This window comes from Pseudomonas sp. URMO17WK12:I7 (genome assembly GCF_003269045.1).
GTDB lineage: Bacteria > Pseudomonadota > Gammaproteobacteria > Pseudomonadales > Pseudomonadaceae > Aquipseudomonas > Aquipseudomonas putida_J.
The window spans coordinates 248,337-272,446 of record NZ_QLTL01000001.1 but is presented as its reverse complement, the minus strand read 5'-3'; the positions used below and the strand labels follow the sequence as shown (position 1 = coordinate 272,446).

The 24,110-nt window shown below is 63.8% G+C and carries 17 protein-coding genes; 5 read left to right on the top strand and 12 right to left on the bottom strand.

What is annotated here, in order from left to right; genetic code table 11:
• Window positions 1–102: 102 nt before the first annotated feature.
• The 3 genes from H040_RS01380 to H040_RS01370 form a co-directional block, all read right to left on the bottom strand.
• On the bottom strand, window positions 103–1,251 hold the full coding sequence (locus tag H040_RS01380) for a M14 family metallopeptidase (protein WP_027919676.1): 1,149 nt from the start codon (window positions 1,249–1,251) through the stop codon (window positions 103–105).
• Between the two features lie 79 nt (window positions 1,252–1,330).
• Window positions 1,331–1,846: a DUF4880 domain-containing protein gene (locus tag H040_RS01375; protein WP_027919677.1), complete on the bottom strand. Its 516-nt coding sequence runs from the start codon at window positions 1,844–1,846 to the stop codon at window positions 1,331–1,333.
• Between the two features lie 433 nt (window positions 1,847–2,279).
• The gene (locus tag H040_RS01370; RefSeq protein ID WP_027919678.1) at window positions 2,280–2,591 is read right to left on the bottom strand and encodes a DUF6124 family protein; all 312 of its coding nucleotides are present in this window, start codon (window positions 2,589–2,591) and stop codon (window positions 2,280–2,282) included.
• A gap of 88 nt (window positions 2,592–2,679) precedes the next feature.
• Between H040_RS01370 and H040_RS01365 the strand changes: the two genes are divergently transcribed.
• Entirely contained in the window at window positions 2,680–3,387 is a 708-nt protein-coding gene (locus H040_RS01365) for a LexA family transcriptional regulator (protein WP_033696371.1), read from the top strand.
• Between the two features lie 118 nt (window positions 3,388–3,505).
• Here the strand turns inward: H040_RS01365 and H040_RS01360 are convergent, their stop codons facing one another.
• The 4 genes from H040_RS01360 to H040_RS01345 are packed head-to-tail and all read right to left on the bottom strand — an operon-like array spanning window position 3,506 to window position 9,064.
• Window positions 3,506–5,458 (bottom strand): acetyl/propionyl/methylcrotonyl-CoA carboxylase subunit alpha, encoded by a 1,953-nt coding sequence (locus H040_RS01360; RefSeq protein ID WP_027919680.1) that lies wholly within the window; start codon window positions 5,456–5,458, stop codon window positions 3,506–3,508.
• Window positions 5,455–6,270 carry a gamma-carboxygeranoyl-CoA hydratase gene (locus H040_RS01355; RefSeq protein WP_027919681.1) on the bottom strand — a complete coding sequence of 272 codons (816 nt, stop codon included), beginning with the start codon at window positions 6,268–6,270 and terminating at the stop codon, window positions 5,455–5,457. Before H040_RS01355 ends, H040_RS01360 begins: the two co-directional genes overlap by 4 nt.
• A 3-nt stretch (window positions 6,271–6,273) precedes the next feature.
• Window positions 6,274–7,881, bottom strand: a complete 1,608-nt coding sequence (locus H040_RS01350; protein WP_027919682.1) for a carboxyl transferase domain-containing protein — start codon at window positions 7,879–7,881, stop codon at window positions 6,274–6,276.
• Between the two features lie 19 nt (window positions 7,882–7,900).
• Window positions 7,901–9,064: an isovaleryl-CoA dehydrogenase gene (locus H040_RS01345; protein ID WP_027919683.1), complete on the bottom strand. Its 1,164-nt coding sequence runs from the start codon at window positions 9,062–9,064 to the stop codon at window positions 7,901–7,903.
• Window positions 9,065–9,386: 322 nt separating this feature from the next.
• Here H040_RS01345 and H040_RS01340 point away from each other — a divergent pair, with 322 nt between their 5' ends.
• Window positions 9,387–11,066: an AMP-binding protein gene (locus tag H040_RS01340; protein ID WP_027919684.1), complete on the top strand. Its 1,680-nt coding sequence runs from the start codon at window positions 9,387–9,389 to the stop codon at window positions 11,064–11,066.
• A gap of 143 nt (window positions 11,067–11,209) precedes the next feature.
• On the opposite strand, the gene H040_RS27435 is transcribed toward H040_RS01340, so the two are convergent.
• Complete coding sequence (locus H040_RS27435) at window positions 11,210–11,371, bottom strand: hypothetical protein (protein WP_177326710.1); 162 nt, start codon at window positions 11,369–11,371, stop codon at window positions 11,210–11,212.
• 144 nt (window positions 11,372–11,515) lie between these two features.
• Here H040_RS27435 and H040_RS01335 point away from each other — a divergent pair, with 144 nt between their 5' ends.
• From H040_RS01335 to glgB, 3 genes are all read left to right on the top strand, one after another.
• Entirely contained in the window at window positions 11,516–13,534 is a 2,019-nt protein-coding gene (locus H040_RS01335; RefSeq protein WP_027919685.1) for an alpha-1,4-glucan--maltose-1-phosphate maltosyltransferase, read from the top strand.
• A 70-nt stretch (window positions 13,535–13,604) separates the two neighbouring features.
• Window positions 13,605–16,922 carry a maltose alpha-D-glucosyltransferase gene (gene treS, locus H040_RS01330; protein WP_027919686.1) on the top strand — a complete coding sequence of 1,106 codons (3,318 nt, stop codon included), beginning with the start codon at window positions 13,605–13,607 and terminating at the stop codon, window positions 16,920–16,922.
• On the top strand, window positions 16,923–19,133 hold the full coding sequence (glgB, locus tag H040_RS01325) for a 1,4-alpha-glucan branching protein GlgB (protein ID WP_027919687.1): 2,211 nt from the start codon (window positions 16,923–16,925) through the stop codon (window positions 19,131–19,133).
• A 99-nt stretch (window positions 19,134–19,232) separates the two neighbouring features.
• Here glgB and H040_RS01320 read toward each other — a convergent pair whose 3' ends face one another.
• The 4 genes from H040_RS01320 to H040_RS01305 all read right to left on the bottom strand — a co-directional run bounded on the left by H040_RS01320 (window position 19,233) and on the right by H040_RS01305 (window position 24,104).
• On the bottom strand, window positions 19,233–20,312 hold the full coding sequence (locus H040_RS01320) for an autotransporter domain-containing protein (RefSeq protein ID WP_027919688.1): 1,080 nt from the start codon (window positions 20,310–20,312) through the stop codon (window positions 19,233–19,235).
• Window positions 20,313–20,615: 303 nt separating this feature from the next.
• Window positions 20,616–21,425, bottom strand: coding sequence for an endonuclease/exonuclease/phosphatase family protein (locus H040_RS01315; RefSeq protein WP_027919689.1), 810 nt, complete (start codon window positions 21,423–21,425; stop codon window positions 20,616–20,618).
• Window positions 21,426–21,528: 103 nt separating this feature from the next.
• On the bottom strand, window positions 21,529–23,682 hold the full coding sequence (gene glgX / locus H040_RS01310; protein ID WP_027919690.1) for a glycogen debranching protein GlgX: 2,154 nt from the start codon (window positions 23,680–23,682) through the stop codon (window positions 21,529–21,531).
• A gap of 152 nt (window positions 23,683–23,834) precedes the next feature.
• Window positions 23,835–24,104, bottom strand: a complete 270-nt coding sequence (locus tag H040_RS01305) for a DUF2934 domain-containing protein (protein WP_027919691.1) — start codon at window positions 24,102–24,104, stop codon at window positions 23,835–23,837.
• Window positions 24,105–24,110 lie beyond the last annotated feature (6 nt).

The following is a 24,110-nucleotide window of genomic DNA, read 5'->3' as shown; positions in this document are numbered from 1 at the left end:
TGTCCGAGACTGTGGTGATCCCGCTCCCACAGGAACTGCACAATGTCCGAGACTGTGGTGATCCTGTGGGAGCGGGTTTACCCGCGAAGAGGCCGGGCCTGCTCAGCGCAGATCGCCAACCATCTTCAGCAAGGTCTCCAGCACCGCCCCGGCCAACGCCTTGGACCGCGCGCCCGACCATTCGGCCACCGGCTCCGGCGCATCGTCATGGTCCTTGAAGGGCATCTCCAGCGTCAGCGACAGGCAGTCATACGCCATCCCCACCGCATTGCACGCCAGCGTGGTATTGGCCTGCCCCGGTTCGTCCCGGGTATAACCATGCACTGCCTGGAAGTCCTTGGTCACACTGCACAAGGTCGAGCGGAACTGCTCCTCCAGCTTGGCCAGCCGCGGCGTGTATCCCGGGTTGCCCTCACAGGCCGCCGTAAACACATGGGGAATTTCCTCGTCCCCGTGCACATCGATGAACGCATCCACCCCGTACTGCTTCATCTGCGCCTGGGCGAAGAACACCTCCGGGGTCAACTCGACACTGGCATCTTGCCAGGCCCGGTTCAGGTCCTTGCCCTTGAAGTTGGTGCGCAGGTGGCCAAGGAAGGCACCGTCCGGGTTCATGTTCGGGATCAGGTACAGGTCGGCCTTTTCCAGCAGTTTGCGAACCGTCGGGTCATTGGCTTGCAGCCGGTCGATCACCCCCTCCATGAACCATTCGGCCATGTGCTCGCCAGGGTGCTGCTGGGCTATCAGCCACAGCTTGCGTTTGCCTTCAGCGCCATCACCGGCACGCAGCAGCGGGATATCCCGGCCTTGCACGCTGCGTCCGTGGGCCAGCAGCTCGACGCCCGGTATTTGCTGGGCGCGCTCGATCAGCTGGTTGTGGCGTGCACGCGGGTAGGGCTCGAAGTAGGCGAACCAGACCTGCGCCTGCTCGGCCTTGATCTCGAACGACAGCGCCTTGCCATCGAACCGGCTCGGCACACGGAACCAGGTTTGCTGATCGTAGGAGGCCACGGCGTTGTAGCCGCTCCAGGCGTTCTTGTAGGAAGACTCGCTGGCGTTGTCCAGGCTGAAGCGATGGACCTGACCCGGCGTGAGGCCGCTGACCTTGAAGTGGAACCACTGGAAGTGGCCGCTATTTGTGTCCGGGCGAATGGCCAGGCGCACCTGGGCCGGGTTGCTGGCATCCAGTACCTGGATGTTGCCGGAATCGAAATCGCAGTCGATTTTCAGGGGGGACAGCGTCACGGTCATTGCCAGACTCCTTAGGCATTGTTGTGACTGCTACTGTACACCGCTTGGCAAGGTTGCTGCGTCTCCATTGGGTATCAAGTCACACCCAGTAGCCAAACAGCAGCACTGCAGCCACACCCAGCCCGACTGCCACCGAACACCCACCCACCGAAATGGCCGCACGCCCTTGCCTATACCAGCCATCGTGGCCCAGCTCTCGTGCCGGGGCGAGCAGGCTGCGCCAGCGCAGCTCGGTAGCATGAAACGCCTGCAAGTGCGCAGGTGCCGCATCCAGCCAACGGCGAAAATCGATGCGCTCGCACGACGTCACGTCGGGGCTTTGCAACCGCACATACCATTGCCCGGCCACACTGGCCAGTGCATCCCCGCGTGGTTGCGCCACTTGCAGGGCCTGGTTCATGTTGCGTTCGATGCTGAGCAGCGGGAGGTCGAGGCGCTTGGCGATGCCGGCAAAGTCCAGCTGATCGAGGCGGTTGAGCAGGAACACTTGCTGTACGCGCCGGGGCAGGCGCTTGAGAGCGTACAGCAGCTCATTCTCGGCAGCATGCTCGCTGGCAGGCGTGGGGTGCTCAAGGGGCAGCAGCAGACGGCTCATGGACAGCTCCTTGCTCTCGGGGTAGGGGTGGGGGCATCGTCCTTGATGCAGAAACAGCGTAGTCAAAACGAGATTGATTCTCAAGTGCTGATTCCGCAAAGATTTGTAATGAGCGTTCACGCTCTGAAACACTTTTGCTATCATCCGCGCCATCATCGATCTTCATTAGCCTGAAGAGCCAAAAAAAAGACCCGGCAAAAAGCCGGGTCAAAAACCGTGATTAGCCTGATGAGGAGATAATCTGGAGCGACCTAAGCTCCGGGTTATCCAGCAGATCTCGCGATCAGCTGAGTGCAATAATAATCGTTATCATTTGCCAGTCAAATGAATTTTCATTTATCCGGTAAAAACGTTTTACCGGTGCGCTTCCTTGTCCCGGCAATCGGGGCCCTTCGCCGGTAGCCGGCCATCACGTTCTCCCTTCTGCTTTTACCTACAGCCCGTTCTGCAGGGCGCGCCTGTGCTCCAGCAGGGCTCTGGCCATATCGATCATGTGCATCAGCGCGAACGTCAGCTCGCGGGTACTGCCCTCTTGGTGGGTGGCGGTTTCGTGGGCGGTGGCGGCAGCACAGCGCAGCAGCTCGATGGCGTGGTCCTGGGCCTGCTCGGCGGTGACGCCGGCGTGCAAGGTCCAGATCTGAGTGTGCGCGCTGGGGCGCGTGGGGTTGGGGTTCAGGTAGTAGTCGAGGGCGCGACGGGCCGCTTCGCTGTCTAAATCTGTTACGTCGTCTTTCGGTGGTTTCATCCTGATACCTGCTAGAGCCTGTAGGGAAAGGGTTCTGCCTGATGGTAATACCTGAAGTATTTTTGTGAACTTTAATAAATAATACAGAATGTTTATTGAGCGCCAGAAGCCAGTCCGTATCGTGCCAGCGATGAATATGGATAAATGGATTGCCCTCGTCCGTGACCGGATGGAGGAGTTAGGCCTCACTCAAGAGCAGCTTGCCGAGCGCGTTGGTGTGTCTCAAGGCAGCGTGGGCCATTGGGTGAACAAGCGGCGGCAGCCGAAGATCGAGTCGATGAATCGCACGTTTGTCGAGATTGGTATGCCCCACTACAGCGTCAGCCTGCAGCTGCGCATTCACGGTGAGGTTGGCGAGGAACGTGGCCTCTACGAAGTGGGTGACAGCGATGACGACCTGGACCTCATGCAATACATCGTGTGCTTCCGCTACCCTGTGCTGGCCTGGGATGAGCTGAGCGCTGCAGAAATTGCCGCGCCTGGCGTATTCGAGCAGACCGACTACCTGGCCCAGGGCAAGGCGTTCTGGCTGACCGTGGAAAATGATGCGATGAGCTCGGCCAGTGGCCGCAGTGTGCCGCAGGGCATGCGGATCTTGGTGGACCCAGGGCTGGAGGTAGAGCCGGGGCGGCTGGTGATTGCCCGGCAGCCGGGCAAGACGGCGATTCTGCGTGAGCTGGCCGAGGAGGGTGGGCAACAGTACCTGAAGGCGCTGAACGGCAGTTATCCGACGCTGGTATGTGAAGCGGGTTGCGAGTTTCTCGGGGTAGTCGTGCGGGTGCACGGGGCCTTCTAGATTGCAGGGGCTGCTGCGCAGCCCTTTCGCGACACAAGGCCGCTCCTACAGGAAAATGCGGTCTCTTGTAGGAGCGGCCTTGTGTCGCGAAAGGGCCGCAAAGCGGCCCCTGTATGCCTCACTCGGCCAGGTCAACCAGCACGGCACCCTCGCTGACCATATCCCCTTCCTGGCAAAACAAGGCCTTCACTGTCCCGGCATGGGGCGCACGAATGCTGTGCTCCATCTTCATCGCTTCCAGCACCACCAGTGCAGTGCCAGCCTCCACGACCTGCCCAGGCGCCACCATCACCCGCACGATGCTGCCGTTCATGGGCGCACCCAGCCCGCCCTGATGGCTGTGGCTGGCCTCCGCCTCGGCGATCGGGTCGAAGGTTTCGACTGCATGCATCTCGCCATCCCAACGCAGGAACAGCGTGCCACCGCGGCGCACCGCCAGATGACGGCGACGCATACCCCCCTGGTCGTGGCCCAGCTGTTCGCCGTGCAGCTGCCAGGTCGAAGCAGCACTGCGCTCAAGGGCGACCGCCTGGCGTTCGCCACCACTCACCAGATGCAGACTGCTGCGTGCCGGCAACCCCAGGCGCAGGCCGTTGCGCTCGGCCCACGGCGAGCGGCTATCGTCGGCCCGTTGGTGCTGCGCCTCGCCTTGCAGCCAGGCCTCAGCCGCTGCTTCCCAGAAGCCCGCAGGCAAAGCCTGTGGTGGCGGCAACAGCGTGGCCTGATGGCGTGGAATGAACCCGGTATCCAGCTCGGCCGCGGCGAAGGCCGGGTGCGCGAGAATCCGGCGCAGGAAGGCGATGTTGGTCTTCAACCCGCCAATGGCGAATTCGTCGAGCATCGCCAGCAGGCGCAGGCGTGCCTGCTCGCGGTCCTGGCCCCAGGCAATCAGCTTGCCCAGCATCGGGTCGTAGAACGACGATACCTCGTCACCTTCGCTGACCCCGCTGTCCACCCGGCGGCCTTCACCCGGTGCCGACTCACGGTACAGCACCAGCTTGCCAGTGGCCGGCAGGAATTCATTGGCCGGGTCTTCGGCATACAGCCGCACCTCGATGGCATGGCCGATCAGCGGCACCTGTTCCTGAGTGATCGGCAGTGGCTCGCCGCAGGCCACGCGAATCTGCCAGGCCACCAGGTCGAGGCCGGTGATGGCTTCGGTGACCGGGTGTTCGACCTGCAGGCGAGTGTTCATCTCCATGAAGAAGAACTCGCCACGGGCGTCGAGCAGAAACTCGACGGTGCCTGCACCGACATAGCCGATGGCCTGGGCCGCGCGTACCGCCGCCTCACCCATGGCCCGGCGCAGCTCGGCCGACAGGCCTGGCGCTGGCGCTTCTTCCACCACCTTCTGGTGGCGGCGCTGGATCGAGCAGTCGCGCTCGTTGAGGTACAGGCAGTTACCGTGCTGGTCGGCGAACACCTGGATTTCCACGTGGCGTGGCTTGAGCACGTACTTTTCCACCAGCATGCGCGCATCGCCGAACGACGACTGGGCCTCACGCTGAGCCGAGGCCAGGGCGTCGGCCAGCTGGCTCTCCTCCTCGACCACTTTCATGCCTTTGCCACCACCACCGGCGCTGGCCTTGAGCAGCACCGGGTAGCCAATGCGTTCGGCGGCGGCGCGGAAGGTGTCCAGGTCTTGCGCTTCGCCGTGGTAGCCGGGCACCAGCGGCACGCCGGCGTCTTCCATCAGCGCCTTGGCTGCCGACTTGCTGCCCATGGCATCGATGGCGCTGGCCGGTGGGCCGAGGAAAATCAGCCCGGCTGCTTCGATGGCGCGGGCAAAGCCTGCGTTTTCGGAGAGGAACCCATAGCCTGGGTGGATGGCCTGGGCGCCGCTGGCTTTAGCCGCGGCGAGGATCTTGTCGACCACCAGATAGCTGTCGGCAGCCTTGCTGCCGCCCAGGTCGACACGAATGTCGGCTTCGCGGCTGTGGCGGGCGTCACGGTCGGTGGCGCTGTGCACCGCGACAGTGGTCAGGCCCATGGCCTTGGCGGTGCGCATCACCCGGCAGGCGATTTCGCCACGGTTGGCGACCAGCAGGGTGGTCAAAGCGGGGCGGCTCATGGGCGCGGCTCCTTCTTGTCGTCGATTTGCCAGGCGGGGCGGCGTTTTTCCAGGAAGGCGCGCAGGCCCTCCTGGCCTTCGGCGCTGACGCGGATGCGGGCGATGGTGTTTTCACAGTAGCGGCGCAGGGCCGGGCTGAGTTCGCCGTCGTCCACTTCGCGCAACAGGTCCTTGGTGGCGCGTAGCGCTTGCGGGCTGTTCTGCAGCATGTTGCTTACCCAGGCTTGCACCTGTGCGTCCAGTTCAGCGGCCGGGTACACCTCGGCCAGCAGGCCCAGCTCGCGGGCACGCACGCCGCTGAAACGCTCGGCGGTCAGGGCATAGCGGCGCGCGGCGCGTTCGCCGATGGCTTTGACCACGAACGGGCTGATCACCGCCGGGGCCAGGCCGATGCGCACTTCCGACAGGCACAGCTGAGCGTCTTCGGCGCCGATGGCCATGTCGCAGCAGCTGATCAGGCCCAGCGCGCCACCGAAGGCGGCGCCTTGCACCACGGCCAGGGTCGGGGCCTTGAGGCGGTGCAGGGCATACATCAGCTCGCCGAGTTCGCGGGCGTCATCGAGGTTGGTGTTGAAGTCCAGCTGTGCCGATTGCTGCATCCAGGCCAGGTCGGCGCCGGCGCTGAAGTGCCGGCCACGGCCGCGCAGCAGCAAAAAGCGCAGGCTGGTGTCTTCGGCCAGCTGGTTGAGGGCCACGATCAGCTCGCGGATCATCAGCGCGTTGAAGGCGTTGTTCTTGTCCTCGCGGCTCAGCCACAGGGTGGCGAAGCCGCGCGGGTCGCGGGTCACTTCGAGGGTGCTGAAATCGCTCATGGGTCACATCCGGAAAATGCCGAAGCGGCTCTGTTCGATCGGCGCATTCAGCGCGGCGGACAACGCCAGGCCGAGCACGTCGCGGGTCTGCGCCGGGTCGATGACACCGTCGTCCCACAGGCGGGCGCTGGAATAGTAAGGGTGACCCTGATGCTCGTACTGGTCGAGGATCGGCTGCTTGAGCCTGGCCTCGTCCTCGGCGCTGAAGGCCTGGCCGCTGCGCTCGCTCTGCTCGCGCTTGACCTGGGCCAGCACCCCGGCGGCCTGCTCGGCGCCCATCACGCCAATGCGCGCGTTGGGCCACATCCACAGGAATCGCGGGTCGTAGGCACGGCCACACATGCCGTAGTTGCCGGCGCCGAAGCTGCCGCCGATGATCACCGTGAATTTCGGCACCTGGGCACAGGCCACGGCGGTGACCAGCTTGGCGCCATGCTTGGCGATGCCGCCTTCTTCGTACTTCTTGCCGACCATGAAGCCGGTGATGTTCTGCAGGAACAGCAGCGGGATACCGCGCTGGCAGGCCAGTTCGATGAAGTGCGCGCCTTTTTGCGCGGCTTCGGCGAAGAGGATGCCGTTGTTGGCCAGGATCGCCACCGGGTAGCCGTGCAGGTGGGCGAAGCCACAGACCAGGGTAGTGCCGAACAGCGCCTTGAACTCGTCGAACGCCGAGCCGTCTACCAGACGCGCGATCACCTCGCGTACGTCGAATGGCTGCTTGGCATCGGCCGGGACCACGCCGTACAGCTCGTCGGCAGGGTAAAGCGGCGCCACAGGGGCCTGGCGCTGCAGCTTGCCGAGCTTGTGCCAGTTGAGGTTGGCGACGCTGCGCCGGGCGATGGCCAGGGCGTGTTCGTCGTTGTCGGCGTAGTGGTCGGCGACGCCGCTGGTGCGGCAGTGCACATCGGCACCGCCCAGGTCCTCGGCACTCACCACTTCACCGGTTGCCGCTTTCACCAGCGGCGGCCCGGCAAGGAAGATGGTCGCCTGCTGGCGCACCATGATCGCTTCGTCGGCCATGGCCGGCACGTAGGCACCGCCAGCGGTGCACGAGCCCATCACCACGGCGATCTGCGGGATGCCCAGTGCGCTCATGTTGGCCTGGTTGAAGAAGATCCGCCCGAAGTGCTCGCGATCGGGGAATACTTCGTCCTGGCGCGGCAGGTTGGCGCCACCGGAGTCCACCAGGTAAATGCACGGCAGGCGGTTCTGCAAGGCGATGGTTTGCGCGCGCAGGTGTTTCTTCACCGTCAGCGGGTAATAGGAGCCGCCTTTGACTGTGGCGTCGTTGGCCACGATCATGCATTCCACGCCTTCGACGCGGCCGATGCCGGCGATCACGCCCGCGGCCGGTACCTCTTCGCCGTACACGTCATGGGCGGCCAGTTGGCCAATCTCCAGGAACGGCGAGCCTGGGTCGAGCAGGCGGTCGATGCGCTCGCGTGGCAGCAGTTTGCCACGCGAGGTGTGCCGTTCCTGGGCCTTGGGCCCGCCGCCCTGGGCCACCTGGGCGAGCAGGCCGCGCAGGGCCTGGACCTGTTCGAGCATGGCCGCGCTGTTGCCGGCGAACTCCGCCGAACGCGGGTTGATCTGGGTGTGCAAGGTAGCCATGTGCGCCCGTCCCCTGTGCTCAGCGGGTTTCGTTGAACAGTTCGCGACCGATCAGCATCCGGCGGATTTCGCTGGTGCCGGCACCGATCTCGTACAGCTTGGCGTCGCGCAGCAGGCGGCCAGCCGGGAATTCGTTGATGTAGCCGTTGCCGCCGAGAATCTGGATCGCTTCCAGGGCCATTTGCGTGGCGCGTTCGGCGGTGTACAGAATCACCCCGGCGGCGTCCTTGCGGGTGGTCTCGCCACGGTCGCAGGCCTGGGCCACGGCATACAGGTAGGCGCGGCTGGCGTTGAGCTGGGTGTACATGTCGGCGATCTTGCCCTGGATCAGCTGAAACTCGCCGATGCTCTGGCCGAACTGTTTGCGGTCGTGGATATAAGGCACCACCAGGTCCATGCAGCTTTGCATGATGCCGGTGGGGCCACCGGAGAGCACCACGCGCTCGTAGTCCAGGCCGCTCATCAGCACCCGTACGCCGCCGTTGAGCTGGCCGAGAATGTTTTCTGCCGGCACTTCGACGTCGTCGAAGAACAGCTCGCAGGTGTTGGAGCCGCGCATGCCTAGCTTGTCGAACTTGTTGCTGCGGCTGAAGCCTTTCCAGTCACGCTCGACGATGAACGCAGTGATGCCGTGCGCGCCCTTGTCCAGGTCGGTCTTGGCGTAGATCACGTAGGTATTGGCGTCGGGGCCGTTGGTGATCCAGGTCTTGCTGCCGTTGAGCACGTAGCGGTCGCCGCGCTTTTCGGCGCGCAGCTTCATCGATACCACGTCGGAACCGGCGTTGGGCTCGCTCATGGCCAGGGCACCAATGTGCTCGCCGCTGATCAGCTTTGGCAAGTACTTGAGCTTTTGCTCGTGAGTGCCATTGCGGTTGATCTGGTTGACGCAGAGGTTGGAGTGCGCGCCGTAGGACAGGGCGACCGAGGCCGAGCCGCGGCTGATTTCTTCCATCGACACCACGTGGGCCAGGTAGCCCAGGCCGGCGCCGCCGTACTCTTCGGGCACGGTGATACCCAGCAGGCCCATGTCACCGAACTTGCGCCACATGTCGGCGGGGAACAGGTTGTCGTGGTCGATTTGCGCGGCGCGTGGGGCCAGCTCGGCGGCGACGAAGGTGCGCACCTGGTCACGGAGCATGTCGATGGTTTCGCCCAGGGCGAAGTTCAGAGAGGGGTAATGCATGGGGGAGCACCTTCTTGTTCTTGAAATTGGGTTACACCGTAGCTCAAGGGCTCTGCGCCGGCCCTGTGGGAGCGGGTTCACCCGCGAATGCTTCAGCAGGACCACCGTCATTGCCTGAATGATCGCATTCGCGGGTGAACCCGCTCCCACAGGGTCGGCGGTGCGCCGGCAAACCAGGTGTCGTTCATCACCTTTACGTTAACGTAAACCTGCCATCCGTCACTGTCAATCCACTCATCACCTTTACGTAAACGTAAATCTGCGCCAGAGTATTCCCAGCTCGCTTCAGCCGTGCCCAGAACAACCACAAGAAGGGACACCCATGAGTCAACCAAGCTACACCCGCGGTCGCCAGGACCAACCGCTGCTGACCCAGACCATCGGCCAGGCCTTCGATGCCACCGTGGCCCGCTGCACCGACGGCGAAGCGCTGGTGGTGCGCCACCAGGGCCTGCGCTACAGCTGGCGGCAGCTGGCCGAACAGGTCGACCTGCACGCCCGCGCCCTGATGGCCCTGGGCGTGAACACGGGCGACCGGGTCGGCATCTGGTCACCCAACTGTGCCCAGTGGTGCATTCTGCAAGTGGCCAGCGCCAAGGTCGGTGCGATCCTGGTCAACATCAACCCGGGCTACCGCGTGGGTGAACTGGAGTACGTACTACGCCAGTCCGGCTGCCGGTGGCTGGTGTGTGCCGATGCCTTCAAGACCTCCGACTACCACGCCATGGTTCAGGAACTGGCGCCAGAACTGGCCCACGTTGCGCCTGGTGAACTTGACTGCGAGCGTCTGCCGGACCTGCGCGGGGTGATCAGCCTGGCGGCCAAGCCGCCTGCCGGCTTCCTGCCTTGGCACACACTGGCCGAAAGGGCAGGGCAAACTGCGGCACAAGCCTACATTGCACGCCAGCAGGCCCTGCAGTTCGACCAGCCGGTTAACATCCAGTACACCTCCGGCACCACCGGCGCACCCAAGGGCGCCACACTCAGCCACTACAACATCCTCAACAACGGCTTCATGGTCGGCGAAAGCCTGGGCCTGACCGAGCGCGACCGCATGGTGATCCCAGTGCCGCTGTACCACTGTTTCGGCATGGTCATGGCCAACCTCGGCTGCATCACCCACGGCAGCACCATGGTCTACCCCAACGACGCCTTCGACGCCGAACTCACCCTGCGCGCCGTGGCCGAGGAGCGCGCCAGCATTCTCTATGGCGTGCCGACCATGTTCATCGCCATGCTCGATCACCCGTCACGGCAGCAGCTGGATCTTTCCACTTTGCGCAGCGGCATCATGGCCGGCGCCACCTGCCCGATCGAGGTGATGCGCCGGGTCATCGACCAGATGCACATGGCCCAGGTGCAGATCGCTTACGGCATGACCGAAACCAGCCCGGTATCCCTGCAGACCGGCCCGGATGACGCACTGGAACTGCGCGTGACCACGGTCGGCCGCACCCAGCCACAGCTGGAGACCAAGCTGGTGGACGCCGATGGCTGCATCGTTCCTCGCGGCGAGATCGGCGAACTCTGCACCCGCGGCTACAGCGTGATGCTCGGCTACTGGGACAACCCCCAGGCCACGGCGGACGCCATCGACCCGGCGGGGTGGATGCATTCGGGCGACCTGGCGGTGATGGATGAGCACGGCCATGTGCGCATCGTCGGGCGCAACAAGGACATGATCATTCGCGGTGGCGAGAACATCTACCCGCGGGAACTGGAGGAGTTTTTCTACACCCATCCGGCGGTAGCCGATGCGCAGGTGGTCGGTATTCCATGCAGCCGTTATGGCGAGGAAATCGTTGCCTGGATCAAGCTGCACCCAGGGCACAGTGCCACGGTTGAAGAGCTTCAGGCCTGGTGCAAGGCGCGCATTGCCCACTTCAAGGTGCCGCGGCATTTCCGTTTCGTCGACGAGTTTCCGATGACGGTGACGGGGAAGGTGCAGAAGTTTCGGATGAGGGAGATCAGTGTGGCGGAGATTGCAGGTGTGACTGCGTGAGGCTGGTAGGGCTTGTCGTGGGATGTTTGCTGGGGCCGAGATCGAGCGCCGCCCGCGCGGCGCTCGATTTCACAGGCGCTATACATTTCACGGCGAACCCACCGCGTCGCCCCCCAATCCCTGTTTCGACATTGGGTCTACCCTTAAGCCTTCACCGGTGATTCTTCACTCGGCGGGTCACCCACCGTCGGCGGCATGGTCGGCTTGATCGGCAGTTCGTCCGGCTCTTGTTCCGGCACGGGTGGCGGCAGGCTCGGGTCGTCGATATTGGGATCGGGTGTTTCCGGTGGAGTGGGGATGTTCATGGCCTGACCTCGCACGGGTGGATTATTGAACAGGTGCTGCAGGCTCTGACCGCTGGCAGCTGCCGTTCGCTCAATTTTTTTTGAACCCCATGCCGGTGTCCGGCTCTGAACCCTTACCGCCAACAGCCTGAGGGAGCAAGGTCGATGACACGAAACGAGCCCTTTGAAAGCGTGCCCACGGCGAACGATCACCCGGACCAGGCCATCAGCCTGTCACAGGCGCTACTGGCGCCGCGCATCGTGATCGAAGACACCCAACCTGTGCTCGAAGCCGGCACGTTCGCCGCCAAGGCCGTCAGCGGGCAACGGGTTGCGGTCAGCAGCAAGGTCTACAGCGATGGCCACGACCGCTTGGCGGTGATGCTCAACTGGCGCCAGGCCACCAGCCGGCGCTGGCACTGTGTGCCGATGCATTCGCCCGGCAATGACCTGTGGCTGGCCGAATTCACCCCGACTGAGCTGGGCCTGCACCTGTTCAGTATCGAGGCCTGGATCGACCCGTTTGCCACCTACTGCCACGACCTGGAGCGCAAGTACCATGCGGGCGTCGAGGTCCAGCTGGAGCTGGAGGAAGGCCGCTTGCTCCTGGGCAAAGGCGCAGAACGTAGCGAGGGCGCCTTGCGCGAGCAGATAGAGAGCTTGCAGGCCCGCCTGCCGGAGCTTTCCCAGGATGACCAGGTGGCCCTGCTGCTGGGCCCTGAAGCCACCCGGTTGATGGCTGAGGCCGAGCACCGCAGCTACCTTACCCGCAGCATCGAATTCCCCCTCGACGTCGACCGCCCGGCCGCGCTGTTTGCCAGTTGGTACGAGTTGTTCCCGCGCTCGATCACCGACAGCCCCGAGCGCCACGGCACCTTCAATGACGTGCACGGGCGCCTGCCGATGATCCGCGACATGGGCTTCGATGTGCTCTATTTCCCGCCCATACACCCGATCGGCAAAAAGCACCGCAAGGGCCGCAACAACGCCTTGCAGGCAGAGCCCAATGACCCAGGCAGCCCCTACGCCATCGGCAGCCCGGAAGGCGGGCATGACGCCATTCACCCAGCGCTGGGTACCCGTGAAGACTTCCGTCGGCTGGTGGCCGCCGCCGCCGAGCACGGCCTGGAAATCGCCCTGGACTTCGCCATCCAGTGCTCACAGGACCACCCATGGCTGCAGGAGCACCCCGGCTGGTTCAGCTGGCGGCCCGACGGCACCATCCGCTATGCCGAGAACCCGCCGAAAAAGTATCAGGACATCGTCAACGTCGACTTCTATGCCGCCGAGGCTGTGCCGTCGCTTTGGCTGGCCCTGCGCGACGTGGTGGTGGGTTGGGTCGAGGAGGGCGTGAAGACTTTCCGCGTCGACAACCCGCACACCAAGCCACTGCCGTTCTGGCAATGGCTGATCGCCAATGTGCGCAGCCAGCATCCCGAGGTGATCTTCCTCGCCGAGGCGTTCACCAAGCCAGCAATGATGGCGCGCCTGGGCAAAGTCGGTTATGCGCAGAGTTACACCTACTTCACCTGGCGCAACACCAAGCAGGAGCTGCGCGAGTATTTCGAAGAACTCAACCAGCCACCGTGGAGCCAGTGCTACCGGCCGAACTTCTTTGTCAACACGCCGGACATCAACCCCTATTTCCTGCAGAACTCGGGCCGCGCCGGGTTCCTCATCCGCGCCGCACTGGCGACCATGGGTTCGGGGCTGTGGGGCATGTATTCGGGCTTTGAACTGTGCGAAGGCACGCCGCTGCCGGGAAAGGAGGAGTACCTGGATTCGGAGAAGTACGAAATCCGCCCGCGCGACTTCACCCAGCCCGGCAACATCATCGCCGAGATCGCCCAGCTCAACCGCATCCGCCGGCAGAACCGCGCCCTGCAAACCCACCTTGGCGTGGCCTTCTTCAATTGCTGGAACGACAACATCCTGTATTTCGCCAAGCGCACGCCCGAGCGCGACAACTACATCCTGGTGGCGATCAGCCTCGACCCGCACAACGCCCAGGAGGCCAGCTTCGAGCTGCCCTTGTGGGAACTGGGGCTGGACGACAATGCCGACACCCAGGGCGAGGACCTGATGACCGGCCACCGCTGGACCTGGCATGGCAAGACCCAGTGGATGCGTATCGAGCCGTGGCACCAGCCGTTCGGTATCTGGCGCATAGAAAGGGCCCGCTAGCACGGCAAGCCCGCTCCCACAGGCGATCGCGCAAGCTCCAAGCTCAAGAATGCTTTGAAAGGAGTCACCCATGGCCAAGCGTTCCCGCCCGGCAGCCTTCATCGATGACCCGCTGTGGTACAAGGACGCCGTGATCTACCAGCTGCACATCAAGTCGTTCTTTGATGCGAACAACGACGGCATCGGCGATTTCGCCGGCCTGATCAGCAAGCTCGACTATATCGCCGAGCTCGGCGTCAACACCCTCTGGCTTCTGCCGTTCTACCCCTCGCCACGCCGAGACGACGGCTACGACATCGCCGACTACAAGGCCGTGCACCCAGACTACGGCAGCATGGCCGACGCTCGTCGCTTTATCGCCGAGGCGCACAAGCGTGGCCTGCGGGTGATCACCGAGCTTGTCATCAACCACACCAGCGACCAGCACCCGTGGTTCCAGCGCGCCCGCCACGCCAAGCGCGGCAGCAAGGCGCGAGACTTCTACGTGTGGTCGGACAGTGACCAGAAGTACGACGGCACGCGGATCATCTTCCTCGACACCGAAAAGTCCAACTGGACCTGGGACGCGGTCGCCGGTCAGTACTTCTGGCACCGCTTCTATTCGCACCAGCCAGACCTCAACTTCGACAACCCGCAGGTGATGAAGGCGGTGATCGGTGTGATGCGCTTCTGGCTCGACCTGGGCGTCGACGGCCTGCGCCTGGACGCCATCCCGTACCTGATCGAGCGTGACGGCACCAACAACGAGAACCTGCCCGAGACCCATAAGGTACTCAAGGCGATCCGCGCCGAGATCGATGCCAACTACCCCGACCGCATGCTGCTGGCCGAGGCCAACCAGTGGCCCGAGGACACTCGCCCGTACTTTGGCGAAGGCGATGGCGACGAATGCCACATGGCCTTCCACTTCCCGCTGATGCCGCGTATGTACATGGCCCTGGCCATGGAAGACCGCTTCCCGATCACCGACATCCTGCGCCAGACCCCGGAAATCCCGGCCAACTGCCAGTGGGCGATCTTTTTGCGCAATCACGATGAGCTGACCCTGGAAATGGTCACCGACCGCGAGCGCGACTACCTGTGGAACTACTACGCCGAAGACCGCCGCGCCCGCATCAACCTCGGCATCCGCCGGCGCCTGGCGCCCTTGCTGCAACGTGACCGCCGGCGCATCGAGCTGCTCACCAGCCTGCTGCTGTCCATGCCCGGCACACCCACCCTGTACTACGGCGACGAACTGGGCATGGGCGACAACATCTACCTCGGCGACCGCGACGGCGTGCGCACACCGATGCAATGGTCGCCGGACCGCAACGGCGGTTTTTCCAGGGCTGACCCGCAACGCCTGGTGCTGCCGCCGATCATGGACCCGCTGTATGGCTACCAGACCATCAACGTCGAAGCCCAGGCCCACGACCCGCATTCGCTGCTGAACTGGAACCGCCGCCTGCTGGCGGTGCGCAAGCAGCAGAAGGCTTTCGGCCGCGGCAGCCTGCGCACGCTGACGCCGAGCAACCGGCGCATCCTGGCGTATATCCGCGAGTACACCGACGCCGACGGCAATACCGAGGTGATCCTGTGCGTCGCCAACGTTTCCCGCGCCGCCCAGGCCGCCGAGCTCGAACTGTCGCAATACGCTGACAAAGTGCCGGTGGAGATGCTCGGTGGCAGCGCCTTCCCACCGATCGGGCAGCTGCCATTCATGCTGACCTTGCCACCCTATGCCTTCTACTGGTTCCTGCTGGCTGCCCACGACCGCATGCCCAGCTGGCACATCCAAGCTACCGAGGGGTTGCCGGAATTGACTACTTTAGTGCTGCGCAAACGCATGGAAGAACTGCTCGAGTCCCCCTCCAGCGACACCCTGCACGGCACCATCCTGCCGCAGTACCTGCCCAAGCGCCGCTGGTTCGCCGGCAAGGAAAGCCCGATCGACCAGGTGCGGCTGCGTTATGGCGTGCGCTTCGGCACCGCCACTACACCGGTGCTGCTCAGCGAAATCGAAGTGCTCAGCGACGGCGTGGCCAACCAGTACCAGCTGCCGTTCGGCCTGCTGCCGGAAGATCAGATCAATACCGCACTGCCGCAGCAACTGGCGCTGTCACGGGTACGTCGTGGCAGTCAGGTGGGGCTGATCACCGATGCCTTCGTCCTCGAACCGTTCATCCGTGCGGTGCTGCGCGCCTGCCAGGAAGATAGGCATCTGCCTTGCGGCAATGGCCAGGGCGAGCTGCATTTTGCCTGCACAGCCCAACTGGCCGGCCTTGAACTGAACGAGGAAAGCGAAGTGCGCTACCTCAGCGCCGAACAGTCGAACAGCTCGGTAGTCATTGGCGACCGCGTAGTGCTCAAACTCATTCGCCGGGTCAACCCGGGCATACACCCAGAGCTGGAAATGAGTGCGTACCTCACTGCCGCCGGGTTCGCCAACATCTCGCCGTTGCTGGCCTGGGTCAGCCGCGTAGACGAGCGGGGCGCGCCGCACCTGCTGATGATCGCCCAGGGTTACCTGAGCAACCAGGGCGATGCCTGGGCCTGGACCCAGAACACCCTGGAGCGGGCCATTCGTGACGAGATGGAGCCGACCCACATAGACGCCGAAGCGCACACCGACGCGCTGGCCGAACTCAACGGCTTCGCGGCCTTGCTCGGCCAGCGCCTGGGCGAGATGCACCTGCTGCTGGCGGCACCGAGCAACGATGAAGCCTTCCAGCCACGCCCCAGCGACGCCAATGACAGCCAACGCTGGAGCGCGCAGATCAGTGCCGAACTGAACCACGCCCTGGACCTGCTGGCACAGCACCGCGAACACCTCGACCCTGACAGCCAGGCCTTGGTAGACGACCTGCAACAGCAGCGTGACGGCCTTGCCCAGCACATCGCCAGGCTCGCCGAACAGGCCCAGGGTGGCCTGCTGATGCGTGTGCATGGCGACTTGCATCTGGGGCAGATCCTGGTGGTGCAGGGCGATGCCTACCTGATCGATTTCGAGGGCGAGCCATCCCGTCCACTGGATGAACGCCGGGCCAAACACAGCCCGTACAAGGATGTCAGCGGCGTGTTGCGATCCTTCGACTATGCTGCTGCGATGATCCTGCGCAGCGCGTCTGCGGTCGACCTTTCCGGCCCGGCGCGCCAAGCCCGGCAACGTGTTGCCCGGCAGTACCTGCACCAGTCGCGGCATGCCTTCGTCGAAGCCTATGGCCTGGCCACCGCCGCCATGCCTCACGCCTGGCAACAGGCCGAAGGCGAGCGCGCTGCACTGGAGTTGTTCTGCCTGGAAAAAGCCGCCTACGAAATCACATACGAAGCCGAGAACCGTCCGAGTTGGCTGGCCGTGCCCTTGCATGGCTTGCATGGACTGATCAGTACCTGGGGAGAGTCATAGATGAATGCAACCACGCGTGAAAACGGCGGCCTTCGGCAACGGGACCTGGATGCCCTGGCCCGCGCCGAGCACGCCGATCCATTTGCCGTGCTGGGCCCGCATGCAGACGGGCAGGGCGGTGTGCTGGTGCGTGCCTACCTGCCCAATGCACTGAGCGTGCGGGTGCTGGCGCGCCATGATGGGCGCGTCCTCGCCGAAATGGTGCAGGGCAGCCTGCCTGGCCTGTTCAGCGCGCACCTCGATCAGGCGCAGCCCTACCTGCTGCAGGTCGGCTGGGCCGGTGGCGAGCAGGTGACCGAAGACCCCTACAGCTTCGGCCCGCAACTGGGTGACATGGACCTCTACCTGTTCGCCGAAGGCAACCACCGGGACCTGTCCGGGCGTTTCGGCGCCCAGCCGACCCAGGTCGACGGTGTCGATGGCGTGTGCTTCTCGGTATGGGCGCCGAATGCGCGCCGGGTGTCGGTGGTGGGTGACTTCAACAACTGGGACGGCCGCCGCCACCCCATGCGCCTGCGCCACAGTGCCGGGGTCTGGGAACTGTTCGTACCGCGCCTGGGCGTGGGCGAAACCTACAAGTTCGAAGTGCTTGGCAAGGACGGCATCCTGCCACTGAAGGCTGACCCGCTGGCCCGTGCCACCGAATTGCCGCCGAGTACCGCGTCGAAGGTCGCCGGTGAGCTGAGCCACGACTGGCAGGACCATGACTGGATGGAGCATCGCGCCCAGCGCCATGCCTACAGCGCACCCTTGTCGATCTACGAGCTGCACCCGGGTTCATGGCAATGTGAGCTCGACGAGCTGGGCGAAGTGTCGCGCTACTACAACTGGCGCGAGCTGGCCGAGCGCCTGGTGCCTTATGTGCAGCAACTGGGCTTCACCCACATCGAGCTGCTGCCGATCATGGAGCACCCGTTTGGCGGCTCCTGGGGCTATCAGCCGCTGTCGTTGTTCGCCCCAACGTCGCGCTATGGCAGCGCCGAGGACTTCGCGTTCTTCGTCGATGCCTGCCACCAGGGCGGTATCGGTGTGATCCTCGACTGGGTGCCAGCGCATTTCCCCACTGACGAACATGGCCTGGCGCGTTTCGACGGCACCGCGCTTTACGAGTACGACAACCCGCTGGAAGGCTTCCACCAGGACTGGAACACGCTGATCTACAACCTCGGGCGCAACGAGGTGCGCGGTTTCATGCTGGCCTCGGCGTTGCACTGGCTCAAGCACTTCCATGTCGACGGCCTGCGCGTCGATGCGGTTGCTTCGATGCTGTACCGCGATTACTCGCGCAAAGCCGGCGAGTGGGTGCCCAACCGCCATGGCGGGCGCGAGAACCTCGAGTCCATCGATTTCATCCGCCACCTCAACGGCATTGCCGCCCACGAGGCGCCGGGTGCACTGATCATCGCCGAGGAGTCGACGGCCTGGCCGGGGGTCAGCCAGCCGACCCAGCAAGGCGGCCTGGGCTTTGCCTACAAGTGGAACATGGGCTGGATGCACGACACCCTGCATTACATCCAGAACGATCCGGTGCACCGCACCTATCATCACAACGAGATGAGCTTCGGCCTGATCTACGCCTACTCCGAGCATTTCATCCTGCCGATCTCCCATGATGAGGTGGTGCACGGCAAGCATTCGTTGATCGACAAGATGCCCGGCGACCGCTGGCAGAAGTTCGCCAACCTGCGCGCCTACCTGACCTTCATGTGGACCCACCCGGGCAAGAAGTTGTTGTTCATGGGCTGCGAGTTCGGCCAGTGGCGCGAGTGGAACCACGACCACCAGCTGGACTGGTACCTGCTGCAGTACCCCGAGCACCAGGGTGTGCAGCGCCTGGTGGGCGACCTCAACCGCCTGTACCGCGAACTACCGGCGCTGCACGAACAGGACTGCCAGCCCCAGGGCTTCCAGTGGCTGATCGGCGATGACGCGCACAACAGCGTGTACGCCTGGTTGCGCTGGAGCAGCCAGGGCGAGCCGCTGCTGGTGGTGGCCAACTTCACCCCGGTGCCACGTGAGGGCTACCGGATTGGCGTGCCGTTCGGTGAGCGTTGGCAGGAGCTGCTGAACAGCGATGCCGAGCTGTATGCCGGCTCGAACGTGGGCAACCTGGGGGCGGTGGAGAGTGATGAGGTGGCCAGCCATGGGCAGCCACTGTCACTGGCGCTGAACCTGCCGCCGCTTGGGGTTCTGGTAATGAAACCGGCCTGATTCATCGCCTGTGCGGGCCTCTTCGCGGATACATCCGCTCCTACAGGGATCGCATGCCCCTTGTAGGAGCGGATTTATCCGCGATAGGGCCAGACCTGCCTACCACCGCATCCGCACCCCAAGGCTGCCAATCAGTCCGTTGATGTCGTTGCCATCCACATCGCTGCTGTAATCGGCACTGACAAACAGCGCCACCGAAGGTGTCACCCGCGCCACCAACCCCAAGCCCAACTCCACCGTGGTCGAATAGCGCGAGCTGGAAATCTTGTCGACCTGGTCCAGCTTCACCTCGCTGCTGTCGTTGAAGTCGTACCACACGTTGGTCCGCACATAGGGCTCGATCGGCATGCCTTTCACCTCATAGCGCCCGGACAACTTGGCACCGACCCGGCCGCTCCAGCTGGGCTGGCTGTCAAAGGCCTGCAAGGTCTCCTCCTGCACCTGGCTGCCCGGGAAGAACTGCTGGTTGATCAACTGCGCCTGGGGTTCGATCACCCAGCCCCCGCCCAGCCCAATCGGGTAACCGCCCTCCAGCGAAAAGGTCATCGCATGGCCACTGTCATCCAGGCGCTGGCCACTGTCGCCACGGCCCATCACCTCGATGCGCGAACCCATGGCCACGGCATCCAGGTGCCAGCCTTGTTCATGGGTCATGCTCCAGTACACCCCCAGGCTCTCGCCGCTGAGGTTTACCGCGTTGCGCTGCTTGTCCCCCAGCAACGGCCGCACGCCGTTGAAGCTGCTCTGCAGGTTGTTGTGCCCTACGAAGATCCCCGCCCGGTGCACGTTGCCACCGGCGGTTTCACGCACGAACAGGTCCGGGCCGATCATCAGCTGCTGGCTGGGGGCTTCCAGCTGGTCTGGTGCGCGTGTGCCAGGCTGGGGTGTGACGCCAGGGAAGAACTGTGCCCATTGGTTGCCCGCCAGGTCGGGCGCTATGGAGTTGTGCCGTTCGCCCATCTTCTCGCTGAAGGCGCTCAACGTACCCAGGTTCAGGCCGCTGGCGCTGACCGGGTCGAGCGACAACGTCGGCACCGTCGTTTGCTGCAGGTAGCGGGGGGAGATTGGGTCTTCCTGCATTTCGAACGCGAACGTTTCCACCGGGGTTGCCAGAAGCATCGACGTGGAAACCGCGCAGAAAATATGATCGAAGCGCAAGGGGTTCGAGGTTCTTTTCATGGCGGATCTCCTCTGTTTTATTGTTGTAAAGCCCAAGGACCTGGCCTGTTGTCACGAGCTGTACGGCAAAAACAGAGGGCGACCCAAACCAGCACGCCAGCTTTCGCAAGCGCGCACAAAGGCGCGAGCTAGAGGCCCGGCGCGAGTTTTTACGTCTAGTGATATTGTTCAGCTAAGGAGAGACCGGCGCTTGCGTCAAGAAAGCGTGAAACCTGCGTTCAAATGCCGTGACAGGGGTTAACCCTTTGTTTAACCGAGCTATTTGGTCGGGCATAGCGAGGATCGCTATTTCTGCGGCACGGGCTATGCCGAATCATTGTTAAAGCGTACCTCTACAGCCAGTGGCAAGTGGTCGGAAAGGTGCGTCCAAGGTTTGTGCCCCAGAATCTGCGGCGCATGGCTGTCGGCATTGCGCAGGTAGATGCGGTCCAGGCGCAGCAGGGGCAGGCGGCCCGGGTAGGTGCGGGCGAGCAGACCGTGGTGGCGCTCGAAGGCCTCGTGCAGGTCGCGCTGCAGGTGCAAGGTACGGTTGCCATGCTGTTGCCAGTCATTGAAGTCGCCGGCAATGATCACTGGCGCATCGGCAGGCAGCGCATCGAGCAGCTGGCGCAGCAGTAGCAGCTGTTTCTGCCGGTGGCTTTCCAGCAGCGACAGATGCACGCAGATCGCATGCACCTTGTGCTGGCCGGGGACGTCGAGGATGCAGTGCAACAGGCCGCGCCGCTCGGGGCCGGTGATCGACACGTCCAGGTTGCGGTGCTCGATGATCGGGTATTTGGACAGCAGCGCATTGCCGTGGTGGCCGTCGGGGTAGACCGCATTGCGGCCGTAGGCAAAATCGCTCCACATGCTGTCGGCAAGAAATTCGTATTGCGAGGTCTGCGGCCAGCCCGGGTAGCGCGCGGCATGGCGGTCATGGCTGCCGAGCACTTCCTGGAGGAAGACGATATCGGCCTGGGTGCTGCGCACCGCTTCGCGCAGCTCAGGCAGGATGAAGCGCCGGTTGAAGGCAGTGAAACCTTTGTGGGTGTTTACCGTCAGTACCCGCAGGCGTTTCACAGCTAGGGCGTGACCGGTGCTGGCGAAACCCGGACTGCCGGCTTCGGGGTTCACGGTGGCTCCTCATGGGTGCTGAACGTGTATTGCCTAGGCTGGCCACATCGCCGGCAAGCCCAGGCAAGCGCTATCTGTTGGGACAGAGCATGGCCAACCGGGTTCACTCTTCCTCGTGCTGTAGCACCATCAACAGCATCGAGCGCCCCTTCACCTCGAAGGTCGTGTCAAATTGCAGATGCTGCCCTTTGCGCAGCTCCGGTCGGTCGGTGTCGACCAGGCAACTCCAGTACTCGCCTTCAGGTACGGTCGGCAATTTGAACGGCACAATGTCATGGTGAGCATTGACGATCAGCAGCACCGTGGCCTCTGAACCCGGCCGCGCGATGCCACTGACCTGGGCGCGGCCATCGATCAGCATGCCCAGGCAGCGCCCATGCGGGTCTTCCCACTGCTCGACGCTCATCTCGTTGCCATCTGGCGCCAACCAGGTCACGTCCTTGACGCCGATCGCCTCGTTATAGTCGCCGACCAGAAAACGCGAACGGCGCAGCACCGGGTAGGCCAGGCGCAGGCGGGTCAGGCGCTTGACGAACGCCAGCAGGTCTTTGCCGTCCTGGTCCAGGTCCCAGTTGACCCAGCCGATCTCGCTGTCCTGGCAGTAGGCGTTGTTGTTGCCATGCTGGGTGCGGCTGAATTCGTCACCGGCAACGATCATCGGTGTGCCCTGGGCCAGCAGCAGCGTGGCGAAATAGTTGCGCATCTGGCGCATGCGCAGGGCGTTGATCTGCGGGTCGTCCGTAGGGCCTTCCACGCCGCAGTTCCACGACAGGTTGTTGTCGGTGCCGTCCTGGTTGTTCTCGTCGTTGTCTTCGTTGTGCTTGCTGTTGTACGAAACCAGGTCGCGCAGGGTGAAGCCATCGTGGGCGGTGATGAAATTGACCGAGGAATACGGCCGGCGCCCGCGGTTGTTGAACATGTCGCCTGAGGCGGTCATGCGTGCGGCAAAGTCGGCCAACTGGCCCTCGTCGCCTTTCCAGAAGGCCCGTGCGGTATCGCGGAAGCGGTCGTTCCACTCGGCCCAGCCTGGCGCGAAGTTGCCCACCTGGTAGCCGCCTGGGCCGCAGTCCCAGGGCTCGGCAATCAGCTTGACCTGGCTGAGCATCGGGTCCTGGCGGCAGGCGACGAGGAAGCCGTGGCGCTCGCTGTAGCCGTCGTGGTAACGCCCCAGGATGGTCGCCAGGTCGAAGCGGAAGCCATCGACGTGCATTTCGCCGGCCCAGTAGCGCAGCGAGTCGGTGACCAGCTGCAGCACGCACGGGTGGCTGAGGTCGAGGGTGTTGCCGGTGCCGGAATCGTTGATGTAGTAGCGTTTGTCATCGGGCATGAGGCGGTAGTACGAGGCGTTGTCGATGCCGCGCATCGACAGGGTTGGGCCGCGCTCATTGCCTTCGGCGGTGTGGTTGTAGACCACGTCGAGGATCACCTCAAGGCCTGCGTCGTGCAGGTGCGCGACCATTTCCTTGAACTCGGCGATCTTGCCGCTGGCGAGGTAGCGCGGGTGCGGCGCGAAGAAGGCGATGCTGTTGTAGCCCCAGTAGTTGTTCAAACCCTTGTCCAGCAGGTGCTGGTCGTTGACGAAGGCATGGATGGGCAACAGCTCGATGCTCGATACACCCAGGTCCTTGATGTGCTTGAGCAGCTCGTCGTTGGCAAGGCCGGCGAAGGTGCCGCGCAGCGCTTCCGGCACCGCCGGGTGGCGCATGCTGATGCCGCGGGTGTGGGCTTCGTAGATGATCGTGCGTTCCCAGGGGATCAGCACACGCTGGTCGCGGCCCCAGGTGAAGGCCGGGTCGATGACCTTGCATTTGGGCACGAAGGGCGCGCTGTCGCGCTCATCGAACGACAGGTCGCCGTCGGGGTGGCCGATGGTGTAGCCGAACAGCGCCTCGGACCATTTCAAGCTGCCGACCAGCTGCTTGGCATAGGGGTCGATCAGCAGTTTGTTGGGGTTGAAGCGGTGCCCGTTTTCCGGCTCGTATGGCCCATATACACGGTAGCCATAGACCAGCCCGGGATGAGCATCGGGCAGGTAGCCGTGGTAGATCTCATCGGTGTACTCGGGCAGTTCGATGCGTTCGATTTCCTGCTCGCCAGTAGAGTCGAACAGGCACAGTTCGACCTTGGTGGCGTTGGCCGAGAACAGGGCGAAATTGACCCCCAGGCCGTCCCAGGTGGCACCCAGGGGGAAGGGCATGCCCTCGCGAATGCGCGACGGGGCGACGGAGCGGGTTTTCTTGGGCGTGCGCGGACTCATGGCTATCCTCGAAATGGCCGTTGCGGGGGGAAATCGTGGGACCTGCACCAGCCTCTTGGCGGGTAAACCCGCTCCCACAGGCACTGCTCCTGTGGTGAGGTGGGTGCGATCCTTGTAGGAGCGGGTTTACCCGCGAAGGGGCCGGTGCAGGCTTACCCAGCCGTAGGCTTTTTCACTGCCCGAGGCTTCTTGGCAGCTACCGGCTTGCTGGCCCCAGGCAAGGCAGCCGCCTTCGGCTCGGCCGCTGCCTTGGGCTTGGCCGGCGCCCGTTTGCGAGGTGCCGCCTTGGGTGCCAGCGCCTCGGCTTCGGCGAGCTTGCGGGCCATCTCCCAGTGGCGGTCTTCCTGGCCGGCGGGCTTTCCTTCGGATTCCCAGATCTGGTAAGCGAATTCGCGGATTCGTTTTTCATCGACACTCATCATGACGCT